The sequence below is a fragment of the Streptomyces sp. Ru62 genome (genome assembly GCF_002920615.1).
Lineage (GTDB): Bacteria > Actinomycetota > Actinomycetes > Streptomycetales > Streptomycetaceae > Streptomyces.
In genome coordinates this window covers 32,454-50,178 of the sequence record NZ_PQSU01000018.1, presented here as the reverse complement: position 1 = coordinate 50,178, position 17,725 = coordinate 32,454, and the positions used below count along the sequence as shown (strand labels likewise).

The window sequence follows — 17,725 nt, the reverse complement described above, 5'->3', positions numbered from 1 at the left end:
GCCGTATGGTCGACTCAGCGCCCGCCGACGAGCCGCGACGGCGGGGACCGACCGGGAGGAGCCCCCGTGACGCAGCAGGTCCCGTCGACCGAGCCGGAGCTGGCCGGAGTGCGCAATTTCCGTGACGTGGGCGGGCTGCCGACCACGGACGGGCGGCGGGTGCGGTACGGCGTGCTGTTCCGCAGCGGTCACCTGGCGCACGCGACGGAGGAGGACGCGGCCTTCCTCTCCTCCCTGGGCCTGCACACGATCTTCGACTTCCGCAACGCGGCCGACCAGAAGCTGGAGGGGCCGGACGTCGAGCTGCCCGGCGTGCGGAACGTGAACCTGCCGCTGAGCGACCCGGCGGACGGCGCCGAGTTCTGGAAGATGGTCCGCGACGGCGACCTCGACCAGCTGCGCGCGATCCTGGACGACGGCAAGGGCGCGGCCCGGATGATCGCCTCCTACCGGAAGATCGTCACGGAGCGCACCGCCGAGCACGCGCGCGTGCTGCACGCGCTGGCCGACGACAGCGTGCCCGCGCTGATGCACTGCGCGGCGGGCAAGGACCGCGCGGGCATCTCCATGGCCGTCACGCTCCTCGCTCTCGGAGTGGAGCGGGACGCGATCGTCGCCGACTACCTGGAGTCGGGCGCCGCCCACCGCCGCTACAAGGTTCGCCGCAGCGGCAGCGCGGACACCGCGTACACGCCCGAGGTGATGGAACTGCTCAACCCCCTCTTCGACGCCCGCGCCGAGTACCTGGAGGCGGCCTTCGCGAGCATCGAGGAGACCTGGGGCGACGTCGACACCTATCTGGCGCGGGGCCTCGGCCTCTCCTCCGACTCCCGCGAGCGGCTGCGCGTCCGTCTGCTGGACTGACGGGAGGACGCCGGCCGGCTGGTTCCGCCCTCATGCCCCTATCCCTTGCCGCCCAACGCGAACAGCAGGTAGAGGAACGCGGCCAGGACGTGCCCGAGGGCGATGTAGATGATCAGCCGGATCCACAGGGATCGGGGGAACTTCTCCTCGAAGTTGCTCATGGCAGCTCTCCGGTCAGCGGGCCCAGGCACAGCGTGGCCGTGGGGCTCTGCAGCAGGGTGTGGACGAACAGCAGCTCCACGCCGTCGTGGTCTTCGGCGGCGAGGCGGTGCGGGGTGAGCGAGTCGAAGTGCGCGCTGTCACCGGGCCCCAACAGGTGCGCGGTGTCGCCGAGGCGCAGGCGCAGGCGCCCCTTGAGGACGTAGAGCCACTCCTCACCGGGGTGGACGCGCACGATGTCGCCCTGCGAACCGTGCGGCACCCGCACCCGCAGGGCCTGCATGCCGCGGCCGGGCGCCCCGGCCTGGACGTACGTCCACCCGCCCGCGCGGGTCGGCTCCATGTCGGCGGCCCGCACGATCGCGTCCCGGTCGCCGACCGTCTCACCGAGCAGTTCGGAGACGGTCGTACCGTAGATACGGGCGAGCGCGAGCAGCATCGGCAGCGACGGCTGGCGCTGCCCGGTCTCCAGCCGGGAGAGGTGGGCCGGAGAGAGACCGGCGGCGCGGGCCGCGGCCTCCAGCGTGAGGCCGGCGCGCCGGCGCAGGGCACGGAGCTGCGGCGCGACGGCGGGGAGGCCGTCGTCCGGAGCCGAGCCCGCCGCCGGCGCGGCGTCTGAGGCGTTCATGCCTCCATTCAGCCCCAGTCTTGCCCGTGAGGCAATTTTCTTGCCTCAGAGGCAAAGACCGGGGGAGCAGCGGCGCCCGTGGGCGCCACCGTCAGCGGTTGGCCACCGCCTGCTTGATCAAGGTCTTGCCGAAGTCCCACATCAGGCCGCCGCCGCTGTGCGCGTCGTCCATGACCGCGGCGAAGGCGTCCACGAAGCGGTCCACGTCGGCCTCGTCGATGACCAGTGGCGGAATGAGCTTGATCACCTCCAGATGGTCACCGGAGACCTGGGTGAGGATGCGGTGCTTCTGCAGCAGCGGTACGACGACCATCTGGGCGAACAGTCCCTTGCGGGCCGCCTGGAGCATGGTCCAGCGGCTGCGCAGCTTCAGTGAGGACGGCTTGCCGAACTCGATGCCGATCATCAGGCCCCGGCCCCGGACGTCGGCGAGCAGTTCGTACGTGTCGATCAGTGCGGTGAGCCGGGACTTCAGCAGTTCGCCCGTCCGGCGCACGCCGGCGACGATCTGCTCGTTCTCCATGACCGACAGCACGGCGAGCCCGCACGCCATGGCCTGGGCGTTGGAGCCGAAGCTCGCCGAGTGCACCAGCACCCGGTCCATGGACGAGTAGACCTTCTTGAAGATCCACTCCTTGCCGAGGGTGGCGCCGACGGGCACATAGCCGCCGGACAGTGCCTTGGCGACGCACACCAGGTCGGGTTCGACGCCGTCCTCGTGCTGGTAGGCGTAGAAGTCACCGGTGCGGCCGAGGCCGGTCTGCACCTCGTCGGCGATGAGCAGCGCCTTGTGCCGGTGCAGCAGCTCCTGAGCGGCCCGCAGATAGCCGGGCGGCGCCTCGTGCACGCCCTTGCCCTGGATCGGCTCCACGATCAGCGCGGCGACGTCGCCCTTCATCAACTCCCGCGCCAGGGCGTCGAGATCCCCGAGCGGTACGGCGGTGTCGGGCAGCAGCGGGGCGAAGCCGTCGCGGAAGCCGCTCTCACCGTTGACCGAGAGGGAGCCGGTGGTCAGGCCGTGGAAGGCGTGGTCGCAGTACAGGACGCGTGGCTTGCCGGTGGCGTACCGGGCGAACTTCAGGGCCGTCTCCACCGCCTCGGTGCCGCTGTTGCCGAAGAAGACCCGGTCCAGGTGCGGGCTGTGCGCCAGCAGCCGCTCGGCGAGCAGGCCGGGCAGCGGCTGGCAGTCGAAGCGGGTGAGGTCGGCGAGGTCCAGGTCCAGGACGTCGTGCAGCGCCTTGCGGACGACCGGGTGGTGGCGGCCGAGGCCCATCACACCGAACCCGGCGAGCATGTCCAGGTAGTCGTTGCCCTCCGCGTCGAAGAAGTGCGCTCCCTCGGCACGCTCGTAGACCTTGTCGAAGCCGATGGTGTGCAGCATGCGCGGGAGCTGCGGGTTGAGGTGCTTCGCGTGCAGCTCGTAGCGCTCGGCTCCGCGCTCGGCGAGCAGGGCGCCGAGGTCGAACTCGGTGGTCATTCACTCTCCTTGACTGCGCCGCCGACGTCCTTGACGGCCAGGCTGGCGCTGATCCGCCCGGCGATCTCGACGGGCGTGAGACCGATGTCGGCCAGCACCTCGCTGCGTTTGGCGTGCGGGAGGAACTGCTCCGGGATGCCGAACCGCCGCACCGGCACGTCCACGTCGGCGTCGCCGAGGGTCAGCGCCACCGCGGAACCGACGCCCGCGGCCCGGCTGTTGTCCTCGACCACGGCGACCAGGCGGTGCTCGGCCGCCAGGCCCGGCAGCGCGGGGTCGACCGGCTTGACCCAGCGCGGGTCCACCACCGTGCAGCCGATCCCGCGGGCTTCGAGCAGCTCGGCGGCCTGGAGGCACACGGAGGCCATCACACCGACGGCCACCAGCAGCACCTGGGGGTGTTCGGCGCGGTGCAGGACGTCCATGCCGCCGACGTGGTCGAGTGCCGGGACAGCCGGGCCGACGGACTCCTTCGGGAAGCGGACCAGGGTGGGCGCGTCGTCCACGGCGACCGCCTCGCGCAGCTGGGCGCGCAGCTGGTCGGCGTCGCGGGGGGCGGCGATCCTGAGGCCCGGGACGACCTGGAGGACGGACATGTCCCACATGCCGTTGTGGGAGGGTCCGTCGACGCCGGTGACGCCGGCCCGGTCCAGGACGAAGGTGACCCCGCAGCGGTGCAGGGCGACGTCCATCAGGAGCTGGTCGAAGGCCCGGTTGAGGAAGGTGGCGTAGACGGCGACGACCGGGTGCAGCCCGCCGGTCGCGAGGCCGGCCGCGGAGACGGCCGCGTGCTGCTCGGCGATGCCCACGTCCCAGACCCGGTCCGGGAAGCGCTCGGCGAACTTCCCGAGGCCGACCGGGTGCAGCATGGCCGCCGTGATCGCCACGACGTCCTCGCGCTCCTCGCCGATCTTGACGATCTCCTCGCCGAACACCGAGGTCCAGGAGGGGCCGCCCGCCGGGGCGAGCGGTGCACAGGTGAGCGGGTCCATCACGCCGACGGTGTGGAAGTGGTCCTCCTCGTGCGCGAGGGCGGGCTCGTAGCCGCGGCCCTTCTCGGTGAGGCAGTGGACCAGGACGGGGCCGTGGAAGCGTTTCGCGCGGCGCAGCGCGGACTCGACGGCGCCGATGTCATGGCCGTCGATCGGGCCGAGGTACTTCAGGCCCAGGTCCTCGAACATGCCCTGCGGGGCGAAGGCGTCCTTGAAGCCCTTCTTCGCGCCGTGCAGGGACTCGTAGAGGGTGCTGCCGACGACGGGGGTGCGCTGGAGCACCTCCTTGCCCCAGGCGAGGACCTTCTCGTAGCCGTCGGTGGTGCGCAGGGTGGCCAGGTGGTTGGCGAGGCCGCCGATGGTGGGGGCGTACGACCGCTCGTTGTCGTTGACGACGATGATCAGCGGCCGGTCCTTGGCCGCCGCGATGTTGTTGAGCGCCTCCCAGGCCATGCCGCCGGTCAGCGCGCCGTCGCCGATGACCGCGACCACATGGCCCTTCTCCCCCAGCACCTGGTGGGCCTTGGCGAGCCCGTCGGCCCAGCCGAGCGCGGTGGAGGCGTGGCTGTTCTCGATGACGTCGTGCTCGGACTCCTCGCGTGAGGGGTAGCCGGACAGTCCGCCCTTGCCGCGCAGCTTGGAGAAGTCCTGACGGCCGGTCAGGAGCTTGTGCACGTAGCTCTGGTGGCCGGTGTCCCACAGGATGCGGTCGGCCGGTGACTCGAAGACCCGGTGGAGCGCGACGGTCAGTTCCACGACCCCCAGGTTGGGGCCGAGGTGACCGCCGGTCCTCGACACCGCGTGCACCAGGAAGTCACGTATCTCCTCGGACAGTTCACCGAGTTCCGCCTCGGACAGCGCCTTCAGGTCGCGTGGTCCCCGGATCTTCTCCAGAATCGTCACGCTAGGGCCCCCTCTCGGTCCGTGCCTTGCCTCAACTCAACTGTCTGCGGGGCTCGTCCGCTCGGCGAGCTTCATGGCCTCCTCGATGAGGGTCTCCACGATCTTCGACTCGGGGACGGTCTTGACGACCTCGCCCTTGACGAAGATCTGGCCCTTTCCGTTGCCCGAGGCAACTCCGAGGTCGGCCTCCCGGGCCTCGCCCGGACCGTTGACCACACACCCCATCACCGCCACCCTGAGCGGCACTTCCATGCCGTCCAGCCCGGCGGTGACCTCCTCGGCGAGCTTGTACACGTCCACCTGGGCCCGGCCGCAGGACGGACAGGAGACGATCTCCAGGCGCCGCTGCCGCAGCCCCAGCGACTGGAGGATCTGGATGCCGACCTTGACCTCCTCGGCGGGCGGCGCGCTCAGCGACACCCGGATGGTGTCCCCGACGCCCCGGGACAGCAACGCTCCGAAGGCGACGGCCGACTTGATCGTGCCCTGGAAGGCGGGACCGGCCTCCGTGACGCCCAGGTGCAGCGGGTAGTCGCACTGTTCGGCGAGCTGCCGGTACGCCTCGATCATCACGACCGGGTCGTTGTGCTTGACGGAGATCTTGATGTCGCGGAAGTCGTGCTCCTCGAAGAGCGATGCCTCCCGCAGGGCCGACTCGACCAGGGCCTCCGGGGTCGCCTTGCCATACTTCTGGAGCAGCCGCCGGTCCAGCGAACCGGCGTTGACGCCGATCCGGATCGGCGTGCCGTGGTCCTTGGCGGCCCTGGCGATCTCCTTGACCTTGTCGTCGAACTGCTTGATGTTGCCCGGGTTCACGCGCACCGCCGCACAGCCGGCCTCGATGGCGGCGAACACGTACTTCGGCTGGAAGTGGATGTCCGCGACCACCGGGATCTGCGACTTGCGGGCGATGGTGGCGAGGGCGTCCGCGTCGTCCTGCGTGGGGCAGGCGACGCGGACGATCTGGCAGCCGGACGCGGTGAGTTCCGCTATCTGCTGCAGGGTGGCGCCGATGTCCGACGTGCGGGTCGTCGTCATGGACTGCACCGACACCGGGGCTCCGCCCCCGACCGCCACCGGCCCGACGTGGATCTGCCGCGACTGCCGTCGCGGCGCGACCGGACGGGCCGGTACCCCGGGAACGCCCAAGGGAACGGCGGTCATCGCCTCACTCCCGGTTTCCGGAGACGGTCTCGCGCATCGCCCGCAGGGACTCCTTCAGGGAGCCCATGGTGGCGAGGACGGCGGTCGGCTCGTAGCCGCAGTGCGCCATGCAGTTGTCGCAGCGCGGGTCCTTGCCGCGGCCGTACTTGTCCCAGTCGGTCTTCTCGATGAGTTCGCGGTACGTCGGCACGTACCCGTCGCTCATCAGGTAGCAGGGGCGCTGCCAGCCGAAGAGCGAGTAGTTCGGGATCGCCCAGGCGGTGCACGGGAAGTCGACCTTGCCCTCCAGGAAGTCCAGGAAGAGCGGGGAGTGGTTGAGCCGCCACTTCTTGCGGTTGCCGCCCGCGAAAGCCTTCCGGAACAGCTCGCGGGTCTGCTCGACACCGAGGAAGTGGTCCTGGTCGGGGGCCTTCTCGTAGGCGTAGGCGGGCGAGATCATCATCTCGTCGACCTTGAGGTCGTCGTTGAGGAAGTTGAGCACCTCGATGATGGTCTGCGGGGTGTCGGTGTTGAAGAAGGTGGAGTTGGTGGTCACCCGGAAGCCGCGCCGCTTGGCCTCCTTGATGGCCTCCACCGCCTCGTCGAAGACGCCTTCCTTCGCGACGGACTCGTCGTGCCGCTCCCGCAGCCCGTCGATGTGCACGGCGAACGCGAAGTAGGGCGAGGGCGTGAACTTGTCCATCTTCTTGCGCAGCAGCATCGCGTTGGTGCACAGGAAGACGTACTTCCGTTTCGCCACCAACTGCCGCACGATCTCGTCGATCTGAGGGTGCATCAATGGTTCGCCACCGGCGATGGACACCATCGGCGCACCGGACTCCAGCACCGCGCCCACGGCCTGGGCCACCGGCATGCGCTGCTTGAGCACACCGGCCGGGTGCTGGATCTTGCCGCAGCCCTCGCACTTCAGATTGCAGGCGAACAACGGTTCCAGCTCCACGATGAGCGGGAACTTGTCCCGCCTGCGGAGCTTCTGTTCAGCCAGGTATGTCGCGACCTTGATGGACTGGCGCAACGGCATGGCCATCTGGCTCACCTCCGAGGGAGCAGCAAAGAACGGTGCCATTCAAAAAATGAGGGAAGGATGGAACGAAGAACGCGGAAGGCTGATATTCCACCGCGCAGCGTGCCGATCCGGACGAGTTCGTGTTCCGGAGCGTCCACGACGACCCGGACGGCCGCGACCGGACGCTCGCCCGTGCGGACGGCCGTGCGCAGCGTGGCCGCCGACTCCATGTCGACCGCGACCGCGCCGGTGGCGAGCAGATCGTACCGCTCGGCCCCCCGCACCACGTGGTCGGAGCCGGTGAGCGGGCCGGTGTGGACCGTGCGTCCGGGCAGCAGCCGCACGAGTTCCTTGACCAGCAGGTCGGTGCCCACGCACGGGACGGTCCCGCGCGGATCCCGGGTCTCCTCGGCGACGACCAGGTCGCCGGGGTGCATGCCGGGGGCCAGCCCGGCGCAGAAACCGGTGGCCAGCACGGCGGTGCCGGCCGACGCCGGACCGGCGAGGTGCCGGCCGACGGAGCGTTCCGCCGCCTTCGGGCCCATGCCCGTGCGGACGACGGTGTACGGCCCGTCCGCCCCGCTCCTGTCGCCGGTGCGCAGGGCGAGGTGCTCGATGCCGAGCGCGCAGGCGATCAGCAGCGGGGCCGGGGCGGGCTGGTCGCTCAAGTCAGCTCCCCGTCACCCGTGACGCGGCCGCCTTGGCCTTGGCGAGCAGCTTGCGCTCGAAGGGGTCGCCGTGCAGGTAGCGGCCGAGTGCGGTGAGCGGGAACACCTGCCGGTACAGGTGGTAGTTGATGGAGAAGTCCCAGGGGAAGCCGGTGCCGGTGAAGTACGGCTCGTCCCAGGTGCCGTCCTCGCGCTGGGTCCGGGCGAGCCACTGGACGCCGCGCTCGACGGCCTCGGAGTCCTTCTCCCCCGCCGCGAGCAGTGCCATCAGCGCCCACGCGGTCTGCGAGGCGGTGGAGGCGCCCCGGCCGCTCCACTCCTTGGCGTACTTGTAGGAGCGCAGGTCCTCGCCCCAGCCGCCGTCGTCGTTCTGGACGCTCTCCAGCCAGGACACGGCCCGCCGGATCGCCGGGTGCGAGCCGGGCAGTCCGGCCGCGGTCAGCGCGGGTACCACCGAGCCGGTGCCGTAGATGTAGTTGACGCCCCAGCGGCCGAACCACGAGCCGTCCGGTTCCTGTTCGGCGAGCAGCCAGTCGATGCCGCGCCGGGTGCGCGGGTCGTGGGCGAGGCCCTCGGCGGCGAGCATCTCCACGACGTGCGCGGTGACGTCCGCGGACGGCGGGTCGATGACCTCGCCGAAGTCGCAGAACGGCAGCCGGTTGGGGAACGGGCTGGTGTTGTCGACGTCGAAGGCGCCCCAGGCGCCGTTCTTCGACTGCATGCCGAGGTTCCAGCGCACGGCCCGGCCGATCGCCTTGTCGACGCGCTCCGGGTCGTGGTGCCGCACCCGGCGCAGCGCGAGAGCGACCTCGGCGGTGTCGTCGATGTCCGGGTAGTTGTCGTTGTGGAACTCGAACGCCCAGCCGCCCGGCGGCAGTCCAGGACGCTTCACGGCCCAGTCGCCGGGCCGGACGATCTCCTCGCCGAGCATCCAGTCGGCCGCCTTGACCAGTTGGGGGTGGTCGACGGGCAGACCGGCGTCCACGAGGGCGATGGTGGCCAGGCAGGTGTCCCAGACCGGGGACTGGCAGGCCTCGATCATCCGGGCTCCGTCCTCGCGCCAGACGGCGAAACGGTCCAGCGAGGCGAGGCCCTCACGCATCACGGGGTGCTGGAGGTCGTAGCCGAGCAGGTGCAGGGCGATGATCGAGTACACGGCCGGGGGCTGGATGCCGCCCCAGCAGCCGTCGTTCTCCTGCCGCTCGATGATCCAGCGGGCCGCCGCGTTCATCGCGGCCTTGCGCAGCCTGCGCGGGGCGACCTTGCGGAACTGGTGCAGCGCCTTGTCGATGCGCTGGAAGGCGCCGTCCCAACTGGCCAGCGGGGCCAGGGGCCTGGGCGGGTTGGGCCGGGCCGGGTCGGTGTGCAGTTCGTCCAGCGGGAAGGGCGCGGGGCGCACCGGGCGCTTGGCCGAGACGATGGTGAGCGGGACGATGGTCTGCCGGGCCCAGCACCCGAAGTCGTAGATGTTGAGCGGCATCCAGGTGGGGAACCAGATCAGCTCGGGGGGGAGTTCGGGCAGGTCCTCCCACTTCCACCAGCCGAACAGGGCGAGCCAGATCCTGGTGAACACGCGGGAGGCGGCGATGCCGCCGCGCTCACGGATCCAGGCGGACGCCTTCGCCATGTGCGGGGCGTCGGGCGCGTCGCCGGCCAGGCGCAGGGCGACGTACGCCTCGATGGTGGTGGACAGTTCGCCGGGGCCGCCGTAGAAGGTGGCCCAGGTGCCGTCCTCACGCTGTTCGCCGCGGATGAACTTCGCGGCGGCCTGCGTGGTCTCCTCGTCCTGGATGCTCAGGAACTGACGGAGCAGCAGGTCCTCGGCGTCCATGGTGACGTTGGTCTCCAGGTCGCCCTTCCACCAGCCCTCGGAGTCCTGCCGGGAGAGCAGGAAGTCGGTGGCGCGTCGTGCGGCGCGCGCGGCGGCTTCTTGTACCCCGGCCGCCTCGGGGGTGGTGAGGGTGGTGTCGCTGGCCGCGGCAGCCCGGGACGGCAAGGTCGCCCCGGTGCTTCCGTCGGTCGTCGCTGTCATGGCTTCCCCTTCGTGCAGTCGTGCGAGTCGTGCTGCTGTGGGTCCGCCGTCGGCCGGTGTCCTTCATCCGTGGGGAGACACCGGCCGGCGACTACGCGAGGCTCATCAGGCCAATGGTGATCATCTCTTCCGTACGACGACGAAGTCCGCGAGCGCCGTGAAGGAGTCCCGCACCCGGTCGGGCATGTCCACGGCGTCGAGGGCCTCGATGGCGATGGTGTGCTGGCGGCGTGCCTCGGCCGCCGTCCACTCGCGGCCACCGGCCTCCTCGATGAGGGCGGCGCGGGCCGCGAACTCCTCCTCGGAGAAGTTCTCGAAGTCGCTGCTCTTGGCGTCGGCGGCGAGGATCTCGCCGAGCTGCTCGGAGGCGGGGCCGCCGGCGGCGAGCGCGGCCACCACGGGCAGGGACTTCTTGCGCTGGCGCAGGTCGCTCCAGGTCTGCTTGCCGGTGGCCTCCGGGTCGCCCCAGATGCCGAGCAGGTCGTCCACGGCCTGGAAGGCGAGGCCGAGGTGGTAGCCGTACCGTTCCAGCGCGTCGGCGGTGGCGTCGTCCGCGCCGCCGAGGACCGCGCCGATGGAGCAGGCGCAGGCGAGCAGGGCACCGGTCTTGTTGCCCTCCATCTCCAGGCACTCCTCGACGCTGACCCGGTCGCGGTGCTCGTAGGAGATGTCCTGGGCCTGACCGTCGATCAGGGCGCGGGTGGCGGTGGTCAGCCGGCGGGTGGCGCGGCCGGCCTCGACCGTGCCGAGTTCCAGCAGGACCTCGTTGGCGAGGGCGAACAGGGCGTCGCCGACCAGGATGGCCTGGGCGGGGCCGTGCACCTTCCAGACGGTGTCCCGGTGCCGGCGCTGCTCGTCGCCGTCCATGAGGTCGTCGTGCAGCAGCGAGAAGTTGTGCACGAGTTCGACGGCGACCGCGCCCGGGATGCCCGCCTCGGGTGCGGCGCCGGTGACCTCGGCGGAGAGCACGGCGAGCGCGGGGCGGACGGCCTTGCCGCCGTCGCCGTCGGCGGGGTTGCCGGCGGCGTCGATCCAGCCGAAGTGGTAGGCGGCGACGGTGTCCATGGGAGGCGCCAGGCGGTCGACGGCCGCGCGCAGCACCGGTGTGGCCAGGTTCCGGCCGCGCTCCAGCAGCGCGGTCACGTCCACCGCGGCCCGTGGAGCGGGCGTCGAGGCCGGGGGCACAGTGGGCACAGTCTCTCCTCTTGTTGCGGTACCGGGGGTGCGGGGACCGGCCGCCTGCTGATCGGGCATCAGGCCGCCTCCTCGAACTCGAAGAGGTGGCGGGGGCGGGGCCGGCCCAGGGCGCTCAGCGCGGCGTCGGCCGCGCTCACTCCACTGCGGACCGCACTCTCCATGGTCGCGGGCCACCCGGTGGCGGTCCACGCTCCGGCCAGGTACAGGCCGGGGGCCTTGGTGCGGGCGCCGGGCCGCAGCCGCCCGACGCCGGGGGTGGGGGCGAACGTCGCCGTGCGCTCCCGGGTCACGAAGAAGTCCAGCACCTCGGCCGCGCGCGTACCCGGGATCAGCCGTCGCAGCTCGGGCAGGTAGCGCTCGCGGAGTTCGGCGACCGGGGTGTCGATCTCGTCCTGCGCGGCCGACTGGGACAGCGCCAGGTACTGCCCCGTGCGCAGTCCGGAGGCATGGGTCCGGTCGAACACCCACTGCACGGGCGTGCCGAGGGCGGCGAAGAAGGGCCGGGCGAGCACCTTGCGGTCGTAGACCACGTGGACGTTCAGGATCGGCGCGGTGCCGATCTCCAGCAGCCGCTCGGGCGCGTCGAGGGCGCCGGGCGGCAGCAGGTCGTGGGCTTCGCGCTGGGGTACGGCGAGGACGACCGCGTCGGTTTCGAGGTTCTCGCCGGGAACCTGAACGCTCCACGTCCCGTTCTCGTTGAAGGAGACGGAGGTGACGCGTGTACGGACCTCGGTACGCACGCCCGCGGAGTCGAGCGCCTTGCGGGCCAGCCGGTCGTGCAGTTCGCCCAGCGGGACGTGGGCCCAGCCGATGTCGGCCGCGCCCGGGTCGGACAGCAGACCGGTCTTGAACACCATCGCGGCGAGCCCCAGCGAGGCGTCGCCGGCGACCGCGTTGAGGGTGGCGACCCCGACCAGGTCCCACAGGGCCTCGACGGCGCGCGCCGACTGACCGTGCGCGGCCAGCCAGCCGCCGAAGTCCTGGGCGTCCAGGGCCGGATCGGCGGGGTCGAGCCCCTTCAGCGCGAGCGCGGCCCGCCCGACGGCCGCGCGCTCGGCGAGCGAGAGGTGCGGATAGGCGGCCAGGCTGCGCCCCAGGTGGAGGGGGACGGGCAGCGGGTCGCGCCGCAGTCTGCCGAGCCGCCGCCCCTCGGGCTTGGCGACGTCGACGACGGGCACGTCCAGGCGGTCCTGCAGCGGTGCCAGCGCCGCGCCCTCGATCCGGTCGAGGAACCAGCGGTAGGCGGTGCAGCAGCGCAGGTACACGTGCTGGCCGTTGTCGACGGTCAGTTCGCCGCGCTGGAAGGAGAAGGCGAGGCCGCCCAGCCGGGGTCTGCCTTCGAGCAGGGTGACCCGGACGCCCGCGTCGGCGAGGGCGAGCGCCGCGGTGATCCCGGCGAGGCCGCCACCGACCACGACCGCGCTGCGGCCTGCCGTGCGCGCAGTGCCGGACCGCGCCGGTGCGGGGGGTGCGCCGTCACTCATCGTGCGTCCTTCCGTGCGAGCGCTCCGCAGGCCGGGCCGCTACGGGCCGCCCTTCGTCCGCGGCTTCGTCGTGGCTGGTCGTGCCCACGCGGCGGTAGCCGCATCCGAGACACAGCCCCGCGCCCCCGCGGGGCGCGAGTGTGCTGGTTGAACGGTGCACGCCCGGCCGTCGCAGTCAGGGACGCCACGCCGCGCGGGAGGGTTGCCTGTCGCATGCCGTCCGGTTCGGCCGGCTCCGGTTCGGTGCGCTGCATCAGGCGCGCCTCCGGACGGAGCGCCGGGAGACATGGCGGGTCACGTGCCGGGTGTCGAGTCCGGAGAGGCCGCGCACGGCGACGTAGGCCTTCTCGTGCCCGGGCAGCGAGACCCGGCCGCGCAGCACGGCCTCCGGGTCGCGCTCGATGCGGTCCAGCAGCCGGCGGTAGATGCCGGCCATCGCGGCCACACAGGCGCCGCTGCGGCGGTCGAGCATGGGCAGCAGCCGGTAGCCCTCGGCGAACAGGGCCCGGGCGCGCCGCACTTCGAAGTGCACGAGGCCCGCGAAGTCGGATCCCTCCGGCGGGGTCGGCCCGTTGAACCCGGCCGAGCAGCCGAACTTGGCGAGGTCGTCGGCGGGCAGATAGGTACGGCCGCCGGCCGCGTCCTCGCGGACGTCGCGCAGGATGTTGGTGAGCTGGAGGGCGAGGCCCAGCGTGTCGGCGTACTCGGCCGCGCGCTCGGCGCCGCGCGCGCCCGGTCCGGTGCCGAACACGCCGAGCGAGAGACGGCCGATGGCGCCGGCGACGCACCGGCAGTAGACCTTCAGGTCGTCCCAGGTCTCGTAGGTCTCCCCGCGTACGTCCATCTGGACGCCGTCGATCAGCTCGTCCAGGCCGCCGAGCGGGATCGGGAAGGCGCGCGCGGCGTGGCTGAGGGCGACGGCCACCGGGTCGGTGTCGTCCTCCTCGACCTCGCCCTCGCGGATCCGGGCGAGCAGCGCCCGGGTCTCCTCCAGCCGCGCCAGCTTGACCTCACCGGCCAGCTCGCCGTCGCCGATGTCGTCCACGCGCCGGGAGAACGCGTACAGCGCCGACATGGCGCGGCGCTTGGCCGTCGGCAGCAGCCGGATGCCGTAGGCGAAGTTACGGGCCTGCTGCCCGGTGACGGCCTCGCAGTAGCTGTAGGCGGCGAGTACCGGTGCGGACACGTGCGGCGGAGAATCCACGGTCCGGATCACCCCTCTCCTCGCAGGATCACGCCCGCCTCGCGCAGCAACTGGACCTTGCCGGGTCGGGGCGGGCCGGGAAGTACGTCGTATTCGGCGGCGGCGATCGCGCGGATCGCCGCCCTTCCTCCCGCCACGAACCCTGCGAGCAGCAGCTTGAGCCTGCCGTGGACGCTACCCACCAGGGGGGCGCCTTCATTCAGCAGATCGCGGGCGCGTTGTGCTTCGTATGCAACCAGGGCGCGCACCGATGCGCCCGTGGTTTTCGCGGCGAGGTCCGCTTCCTGGACGTGGAAGCGCTTCATGTCCGCGGCGGGGAGATAGATCCGGTCGCGGCCGAGGTCCTCGGCGACGTCCTGGAGGTGCTCGACGATCTGCAGCGCCGTGCAGATCGCGTCGGAGAGCCGGATCCGCTCGGGGGTGGAGGTGCCGGTGACGGCGAGGACGAGGCGGCCGACCGGGTTGGCGGAGAGTTCGCAGTAGGCGAGGAGGTCGTCGTAGGTCTCGTACCGGGTGACGAGCTGGTCCTGGCGGTTGGCGGCGATCAGCCCGAGGAACGGCTCGGGGGTGAGCGCGTGGCGGCGGACGGTGGGCTGCAGGCGGCGCAGCAGCGGGTGGCGCGGGGTGCCGTCGAAGACGCGGCGCAGGTCCTCCTCGAAGGCGTCGAGGAGGACCAGGCGGTCGGCGGTGTCGGCGGGCGACACGCCGAGCAGCCGGGCGTCGGCCCCGCCGGGGGCGAGGTCGCCGTCGCCGATGTCGTCCACCAGGCGGGCGAACCCGTAGACGGCCATGAGGTCGGCGCGCCAGGCCCGGGGCAGGAAGAAGGGGGCCACCGGGAAGTTCTCGCGGGCGGCCTTGTCCAGGGTGGCGCGTTCCAGGTCGGGCGCCTCGGTGGCGGCCGTCATCGGGCGCTGCCCGGGGCGTGGACGGCACATGCTCCGCTGAGCAGGGGAGTTTCCGTAGCCATTGCCGTCACATCTCCCGTTCTACACTGCCGATCCGATACACACTATTTCGGACACGCCGCCCCGCGTCGCGCAGGCGTGCCCACCGCAGGCGGGCGCGCATTATCGCCCCACTTGCCGGTTTCCGACGCCGGTACAGCTTACGTTGTACAACGCGGCGTGGCGCGGCAGGGTGTCCTGCACATCACAACAACACACCGATTGCCTTCAAGATTCCTGAGGCCGGACGGAGTTGACGTTTCCTTTGCAGACGGAAGGGCCCCGCCGGGGGAATTCCGGCGGGGCCCTGACCGAAACGGGTTACTTGCCCGTGAATTTCTCGTACTCCTTGAGGACCTCTTCGGTCGGCCCGTCCATGCGCAGCTCACCGCGCTCCAGCCACAGCACCCGGTTGCAGGTGTCACGGATGGACTTGTTGTTGTGGCTGACCAGAAACACCGTGCCGGCCTCCTTGCGCAGTTCCCGGATGCGCTCCTCCGAGCGCTTCTGGAACTTGCGGTCGCCGGTGGCCAGCGCCTCGTCGATCATCAGGACGTCGTGGTCCTTGGCGGCGGCGATGGAGAAGCGCAGGCGCGCCGCCATGCCGGAGGAGTAGGTGCGCATGGGCAGGGTGATGAAGTCGCCCTTCTCATTGATGCCCGAGAAGTCGACGATGTCCTGGTAGCGCTCCTTGATCTGCTCCCGGGACATGCCCATGGCGAGCCCGCCGAGGATGACGTTCCGCTCGCCGGTCAGGTCGTTCATCAGGGCCGCGTTCACACCCAGCAGGGACGGCTGGCCGTCGGTGTAGACCTTGCCCTTCTCCGCGGGCAGCAGGCCGGCGATGGCCCGCAGCAGCGTCGACTTGCCGGAGCCGTTGGAGCCGATCAGGCCGATGGCCTCGCCGCGGTAGGCGACGAAGGACACGCCGCGCACGGCGTGCACCTTGCGCACCCCGCGCGCCGCGTCGTCGGAGCGGCGCCTGAGGATCCGGCTCAGGGCCGCCGTGGCGCTGCCCTTGCCGGTCTTGGCGCCGTTGACCCGGTAGACGATGTGCAGGTCGTCCGCGATGACCGTCGGGCGGCGGTCCTGGGTGTTCTGCTCAGCCACGGCCGTACCGCTCCTCCGCCTTCCAGAAGTACACGAAGCCGCCCACGGCGAAGAGCACGGCCCAGCCGCCGGCCACCGCCCACACGTGGTCGGGCAGGTTCTCGGAACCGTAGCCGTCGATCAGGGCGAAGCGCATCAGGTCCATGTAGACGGCGGCCGGGTTCCACTGCAGGACCGTCGCGATCCAGTGCGGCTTGTCCTCCAGCATGATCGGGATGGAGAACATCACGCCGGAGGCGTACATCCACGTCCGCATCACGAACGGCATCAGCTGGGCCAGGTCCGGGGTCTTGGCACCCGCACGGGCCATGATGAGCGCGAGCCCGGTGTTGAAGAGGAACTGCAGGGCGAGGACGGGCACGATCAGCAGCCAGGACAGGTCCGGATAGCTGCCGAAGCCGATCGCCACGAGGAACAGCACGATCATCGAGAACAGCAGCTGCTGGAGCTGCTGGAGCGAGAAGGAGACGGGCAGCGAGGCGCGCGGGAAGTGCAGGGCGCGCACCAGCCCGAGGTTGCCGGAGATCGCGCGGACGCCCGACATCACCGAACTCTGCGTGAAGGTGAACACGAACACGCCGGTGACCAGGAACGGGATGTACACGTCCTGTGACATGCCGCGGCTGGCGTGCAGGATCAGGCCGAAGATGAAGAAGTACACGGCCGCGTTCAGCAGCGGCGTGGCCACCTGCCAGAGCTGGCCCAGCTTGGCCTGGCTGTACTGCGCGGTCAGCTTCGCCTGGGAGAAGGCGAGGATGAAGTGGCGGCGCCCCCAGAGCTGACGGACGTACTCCACGAGCGAGGGCCGGGCGCCGCTCACGGCAAGCCCGTACTTGGCGGCGAGCTGGGCCGCCGTCAGCCCCTCGTCGGGCGGCGCGGCCGCGGTCACGGCGACCGTGCCGTCGTGCGTGGTCTCACTCACAGGTGGATACTTTCGTCTTCGGATTCGCGTTCGAGTTCGTCGTCCCGCGCGCCCGTCCACGGGCGCCCTGGCACTCCAGGGACGAGCTTGTCAGATGACCGGCGGACGGCCCAGTCGGGTGAGTCGCCACACCGTACGCCAGCGCATCGGGCGGCGGGGACCGCAGGGCGTCGTCCAGCCTTCCCGGAAGCCGCCGAACCATGCCTTCAGGGCCGGCCGCGAGGGGCGGCGGAGCAGCGTGAGCAGCAGCCAGACACCCAGGTAGACCGGGACCAGGAGGGCGGGGAGGTTGCGGCGGGCGAGCCAGACGCGGTTGCGGGCGACCATACGGTGGTAGACCGCGTGCCGCGAGGGCGCGGTCGTGGGGTGGTACAGCACCATGTCGGACCGGTAGTCGATCATCCAGCCCGCGTCGAGGGCCCGCCATGCCAGGTCGGTTTCCTCGTGCGCGTAGAAGAACGCGTCCGGGAGCCCGCCGACGTCCGCGAAGACGCGGGTGCGGACGGCGTTGGCGCCGCCGAGGAAGGTGGTGACCCGGGAGGAGCGCATCGGGTCGGAGGCGCGCAGCCGGGGCACGTGCCGGCGCTGGGTCTCGCCGGTGTCGGGATCGGCGATGCGGAAGCTGATGATGCCCAGCTCCGGGTCGGCGGCGAAGGCCGCGCGGCACAGCTCGGCGGTGTCGTGGCGGGCGAGCAGGCCGTCGTCGTCGAGGAAGAGCAATATGTCGACATCGCGACCGCCGGGTCCGAAGGCCTCTATGCCGACGTTGCGCCCGCCGGGAATGCCCAGGTTCTCGGGCAGCTCGACCGTCCGCACGCCCTCGGGCACGTCCGGGACGGGCGAGCCGTTGCCGACGACGACCACCTGGACCGGGTCGCCGTCCTGCTTGGCGACGGAGTCGAGCAGGGCCCGCAGCTCCTCGGGCCGGTTGCCCATGGTGATGATGACGGCACCGACCTTCATGGGCGCGC

The 17,725-nt window shown here is 71.3% G+C and carries 17 protein-coding genes; 1 reads left to right on the top strand and 16 read right to left on the bottom strand.

Annotated elements, in window-relative coordinates; genetic code table 11:
• The first annotated feature begins 66 nt into the window (after positions 1–66).
• Complete coding sequence (locus tag C3492_RS24420) at positions 67–864, top strand: tyrosine-protein phosphatase (protein ID WP_103814032.1); 798 nt, start codon at positions 67–69, stop codon at positions 862–864.
• Between the two features lie 38 nt (positions 865–902).
• Here C3492_RS24420 and C3492_RS24415 read toward each other — a convergent pair whose 3' ends face one another.
• The 16 genes from C3492_RS24415 to C3492_RS24345 all read right to left on the bottom strand — a co-directional run bounded on the left by C3492_RS24415 (position 903) and on the right by C3492_RS24345 (position 17,717).
• A complete protein-coding gene (locus C3492_RS24415) occupies positions 903–1,025 on the bottom strand; it encodes a DUF6126 family protein (protein WP_037824369.1) in 123 nt (40 codons plus the stop codon).
• Positions 1,022–1,651: a helix-turn-helix domain-containing protein gene (locus C3492_RS24410; RefSeq protein WP_030646811.1), complete on the bottom strand. Its 630-nt coding sequence runs from the start codon at positions 1,649–1,651 to the stop codon at positions 1,022–1,024. The genes C3492_RS24415 and C3492_RS24410 overlap by 4 nt, the downstream gene beginning before the upstream one ends.
• 91 nt (positions 1,652–1,742) lie before the next feature.
• On the bottom strand, positions 1,743–3,128 hold the full coding sequence (locus C3492_RS24405; RefSeq protein WP_103814030.1) for an aspartate aminotransferase family protein: 1,386 nt from the start codon (positions 3,126–3,128) through the stop codon (positions 1,743–1,745).
• Entirely contained in the window at positions 3,125–5,023 is a 1,899-nt protein-coding gene (gene dxs / locus C3492_RS24400) for a 1-deoxy-D-xylulose-5-phosphate synthase (protein ID WP_103814028.1), read from the bottom strand. Before dxs ends, C3492_RS24405 begins: the two co-directional genes overlap by 4 nt.
• Positions 5,024–5,059: 36 nt before the next feature.
• Positions 5,060–6,187, bottom strand: a complete 1,128-nt coding sequence (gene ispG / locus C3492_RS24395) for a flavodoxin-dependent (E)-4-hydroxy-3-methylbut-2-enyl-diphosphate synthase (RefSeq protein ID WP_103814026.1) — start codon at positions 6,185–6,187, stop codon at positions 5,060–5,062.
• 4 nt (positions 6,188–6,191) lie between these two features.
• Entirely contained in the window at positions 6,192–7,214 is a 1,023-nt protein-coding gene (hpnH, locus tag C3492_RS24390; protein ID WP_103814024.1) for an adenosyl-hopene transferase HpnH, read from the bottom strand.
• Between the two features lie 5 nt (positions 7,215–7,219).
• Positions 7,220–7,861, bottom strand: coding sequence for a 1-hydroxy-2-methyl-2-butenyl 4-diphosphate reductase (locus tag C3492_RS24385; RefSeq protein WP_103814022.1), 642 nt, complete (start codon positions 7,859–7,861; stop codon positions 7,220–7,222).
• 1 nt (position 7,862) lies between these two features.
• Positions 7,863–9,893, bottom strand: a complete 2,031-nt coding sequence (gene shc / locus C3492_RS24380) for a squalene--hopene cyclase (protein WP_103814020.1) — start codon at positions 9,891–9,893, stop codon at positions 7,863–7,865.
• A gap of 120 nt (positions 9,894–10,013) precedes the next feature.
• Positions 10,014–11,147, bottom strand: a complete 1,134-nt coding sequence (locus tag C3492_RS24375) for a polyprenyl synthetase family protein (RefSeq protein ID WP_103814018.1) — start codon at positions 11,145–11,147, stop codon at positions 10,014–10,016.
• On the bottom strand, positions 11,147–12,574 hold the full coding sequence (hpnE, locus tag C3492_RS24370) for a hydroxysqualene dehydroxylase HpnE (protein ID WP_103814016.1): 1,428 nt from the start codon (positions 12,572–12,574) through the stop codon (positions 11,147–11,149). The genes C3492_RS24375 and hpnE overlap by 1 nt, the downstream gene beginning before the upstream one ends.
• A complete protein-coding gene (locus C3492_RS46950) occupies positions 12,571–12,789 on the bottom strand; it encodes a DUF6380 family protein (protein ID WP_374938370.1) in 219 nt (72 codons plus the stop codon). The genes hpnE and C3492_RS46950 overlap by 4 nt, the downstream gene beginning before the upstream one ends.
• Before the next feature lie 38 nt (positions 12,790–12,827).
• Complete coding sequence (hpnD, locus tag C3492_RS24365) at positions 12,828–13,790, bottom strand: presqualene diphosphate synthase HpnD (protein ID WP_181140528.1); 963 nt, start codon at positions 13,788–13,790, stop codon at positions 12,828–12,830.
• A complete protein-coding gene (gene hpnC, locus C3492_RS24360; protein ID WP_103814014.1) occupies positions 13,787–14,683 on the bottom strand; it encodes a squalene synthase HpnC in 897 nt (298 codons plus the stop codon). Before hpnC ends, hpnD begins: the two co-directional genes overlap by 4 nt.
• 360 nt (positions 14,684–15,043) lie before the next feature.
• The gene (locus tag C3492_RS24355; RefSeq protein WP_014676201.1) at positions 15,044–15,832 is read right to left on the bottom strand and encodes an ABC transporter ATP-binding protein; all 789 of its coding nucleotides are present in this window, start codon (positions 15,830–15,832) and stop codon (positions 15,044–15,046) included.
• Positions 15,825–16,754, bottom strand: coding sequence for an ABC transporter permease (locus C3492_RS24350; protein WP_103814012.1), 930 nt, complete (start codon positions 16,752–16,754; stop codon positions 15,825–15,827). Before C3492_RS24350 ends, C3492_RS24355 begins: the two co-directional genes overlap by 8 nt.
• Before the next feature lie 90 nt (positions 16,755–16,844).
• Entirely contained in the window at positions 16,845–17,717 is an 873-nt protein-coding gene (locus C3492_RS24345) for a glycosyltransferase family 2 protein (RefSeq protein ID WP_103814010.1), read from the bottom strand.
• Between the last annotated feature and the right edge of the window lie 8 nt (positions 17,718–17,725).

Coding starts and splice junctions, on each gene's coding strand:
- C3492_RS24415 (WP_037824369.1), bottom strand. CDS start 1,025: ATGAGCAACTTCGAGGAGAAGTTCCCCCGATCCCTGTGGATCCGGCTG.
- C3492_RS24410 (WP_030646811.1), bottom strand. CDS start 1,651: ATGAACGCCTCAGACGCCGCGCCGGCGGCGGGCTCGGCTCCGGACGAC.
- C3492_RS24405 (WP_103814030.1), bottom strand. CDS start 3,128: ATGACCACCGAGTTCGACCTCGGCGCCCTGCTCGCCGAGCGCGGAGCC.
- ispG (WP_103814026.1), bottom strand. CDS start 6,187: ATGACCGCCGTTCCCTTGGGCGTTCCCGGGGTACCGGCCCGTCCGGTC.
- hpnH (WP_103814024.1), bottom strand. CDS start 7,214: ATGGCCATGCCGTTGCGCCAGTCCATCAAGGTCGCGACATACCTGGCT.
- shc (WP_103814020.1), bottom strand. CDS start 9,893: ATGACAGCGACGACCGACGGAAGCACCGGGGCGACCTTGCCGTCCCGG.
- C3492_RS24375 (WP_103814018.1), bottom strand. CDS start 11,147: ATGCCCGATCAGCAGGCGGCCGGTCCCCGCACCCCCGGTACCGCAACA.
- hpnE (WP_103814016.1), bottom strand. CDS start 12,574: ATGAGTGACGGCGCACCCCCCGCACCGGCGCGGTCCGGCACTGCGCGC.
- C3492_RS46950 (WP_374938370.1), bottom strand. CDS start 12,789: ATGCGACAGGCAACCCTCCCGCGCGGCGTGGCGTCCCTGACTGCGACG.
- hpnC (WP_103814014.1), bottom strand. CDS start 14,683: ATGACGGCCGCCACCGAGGCGCCCGACCTGGAACGCGCCACCCTGGAC.
- C3492_RS24345 (WP_103814010.1), bottom strand. CDS start 17,717: ATGAAGGTCGGTGCCGTCATCATCACCATGGGCAACCGGCCCGAGGAG.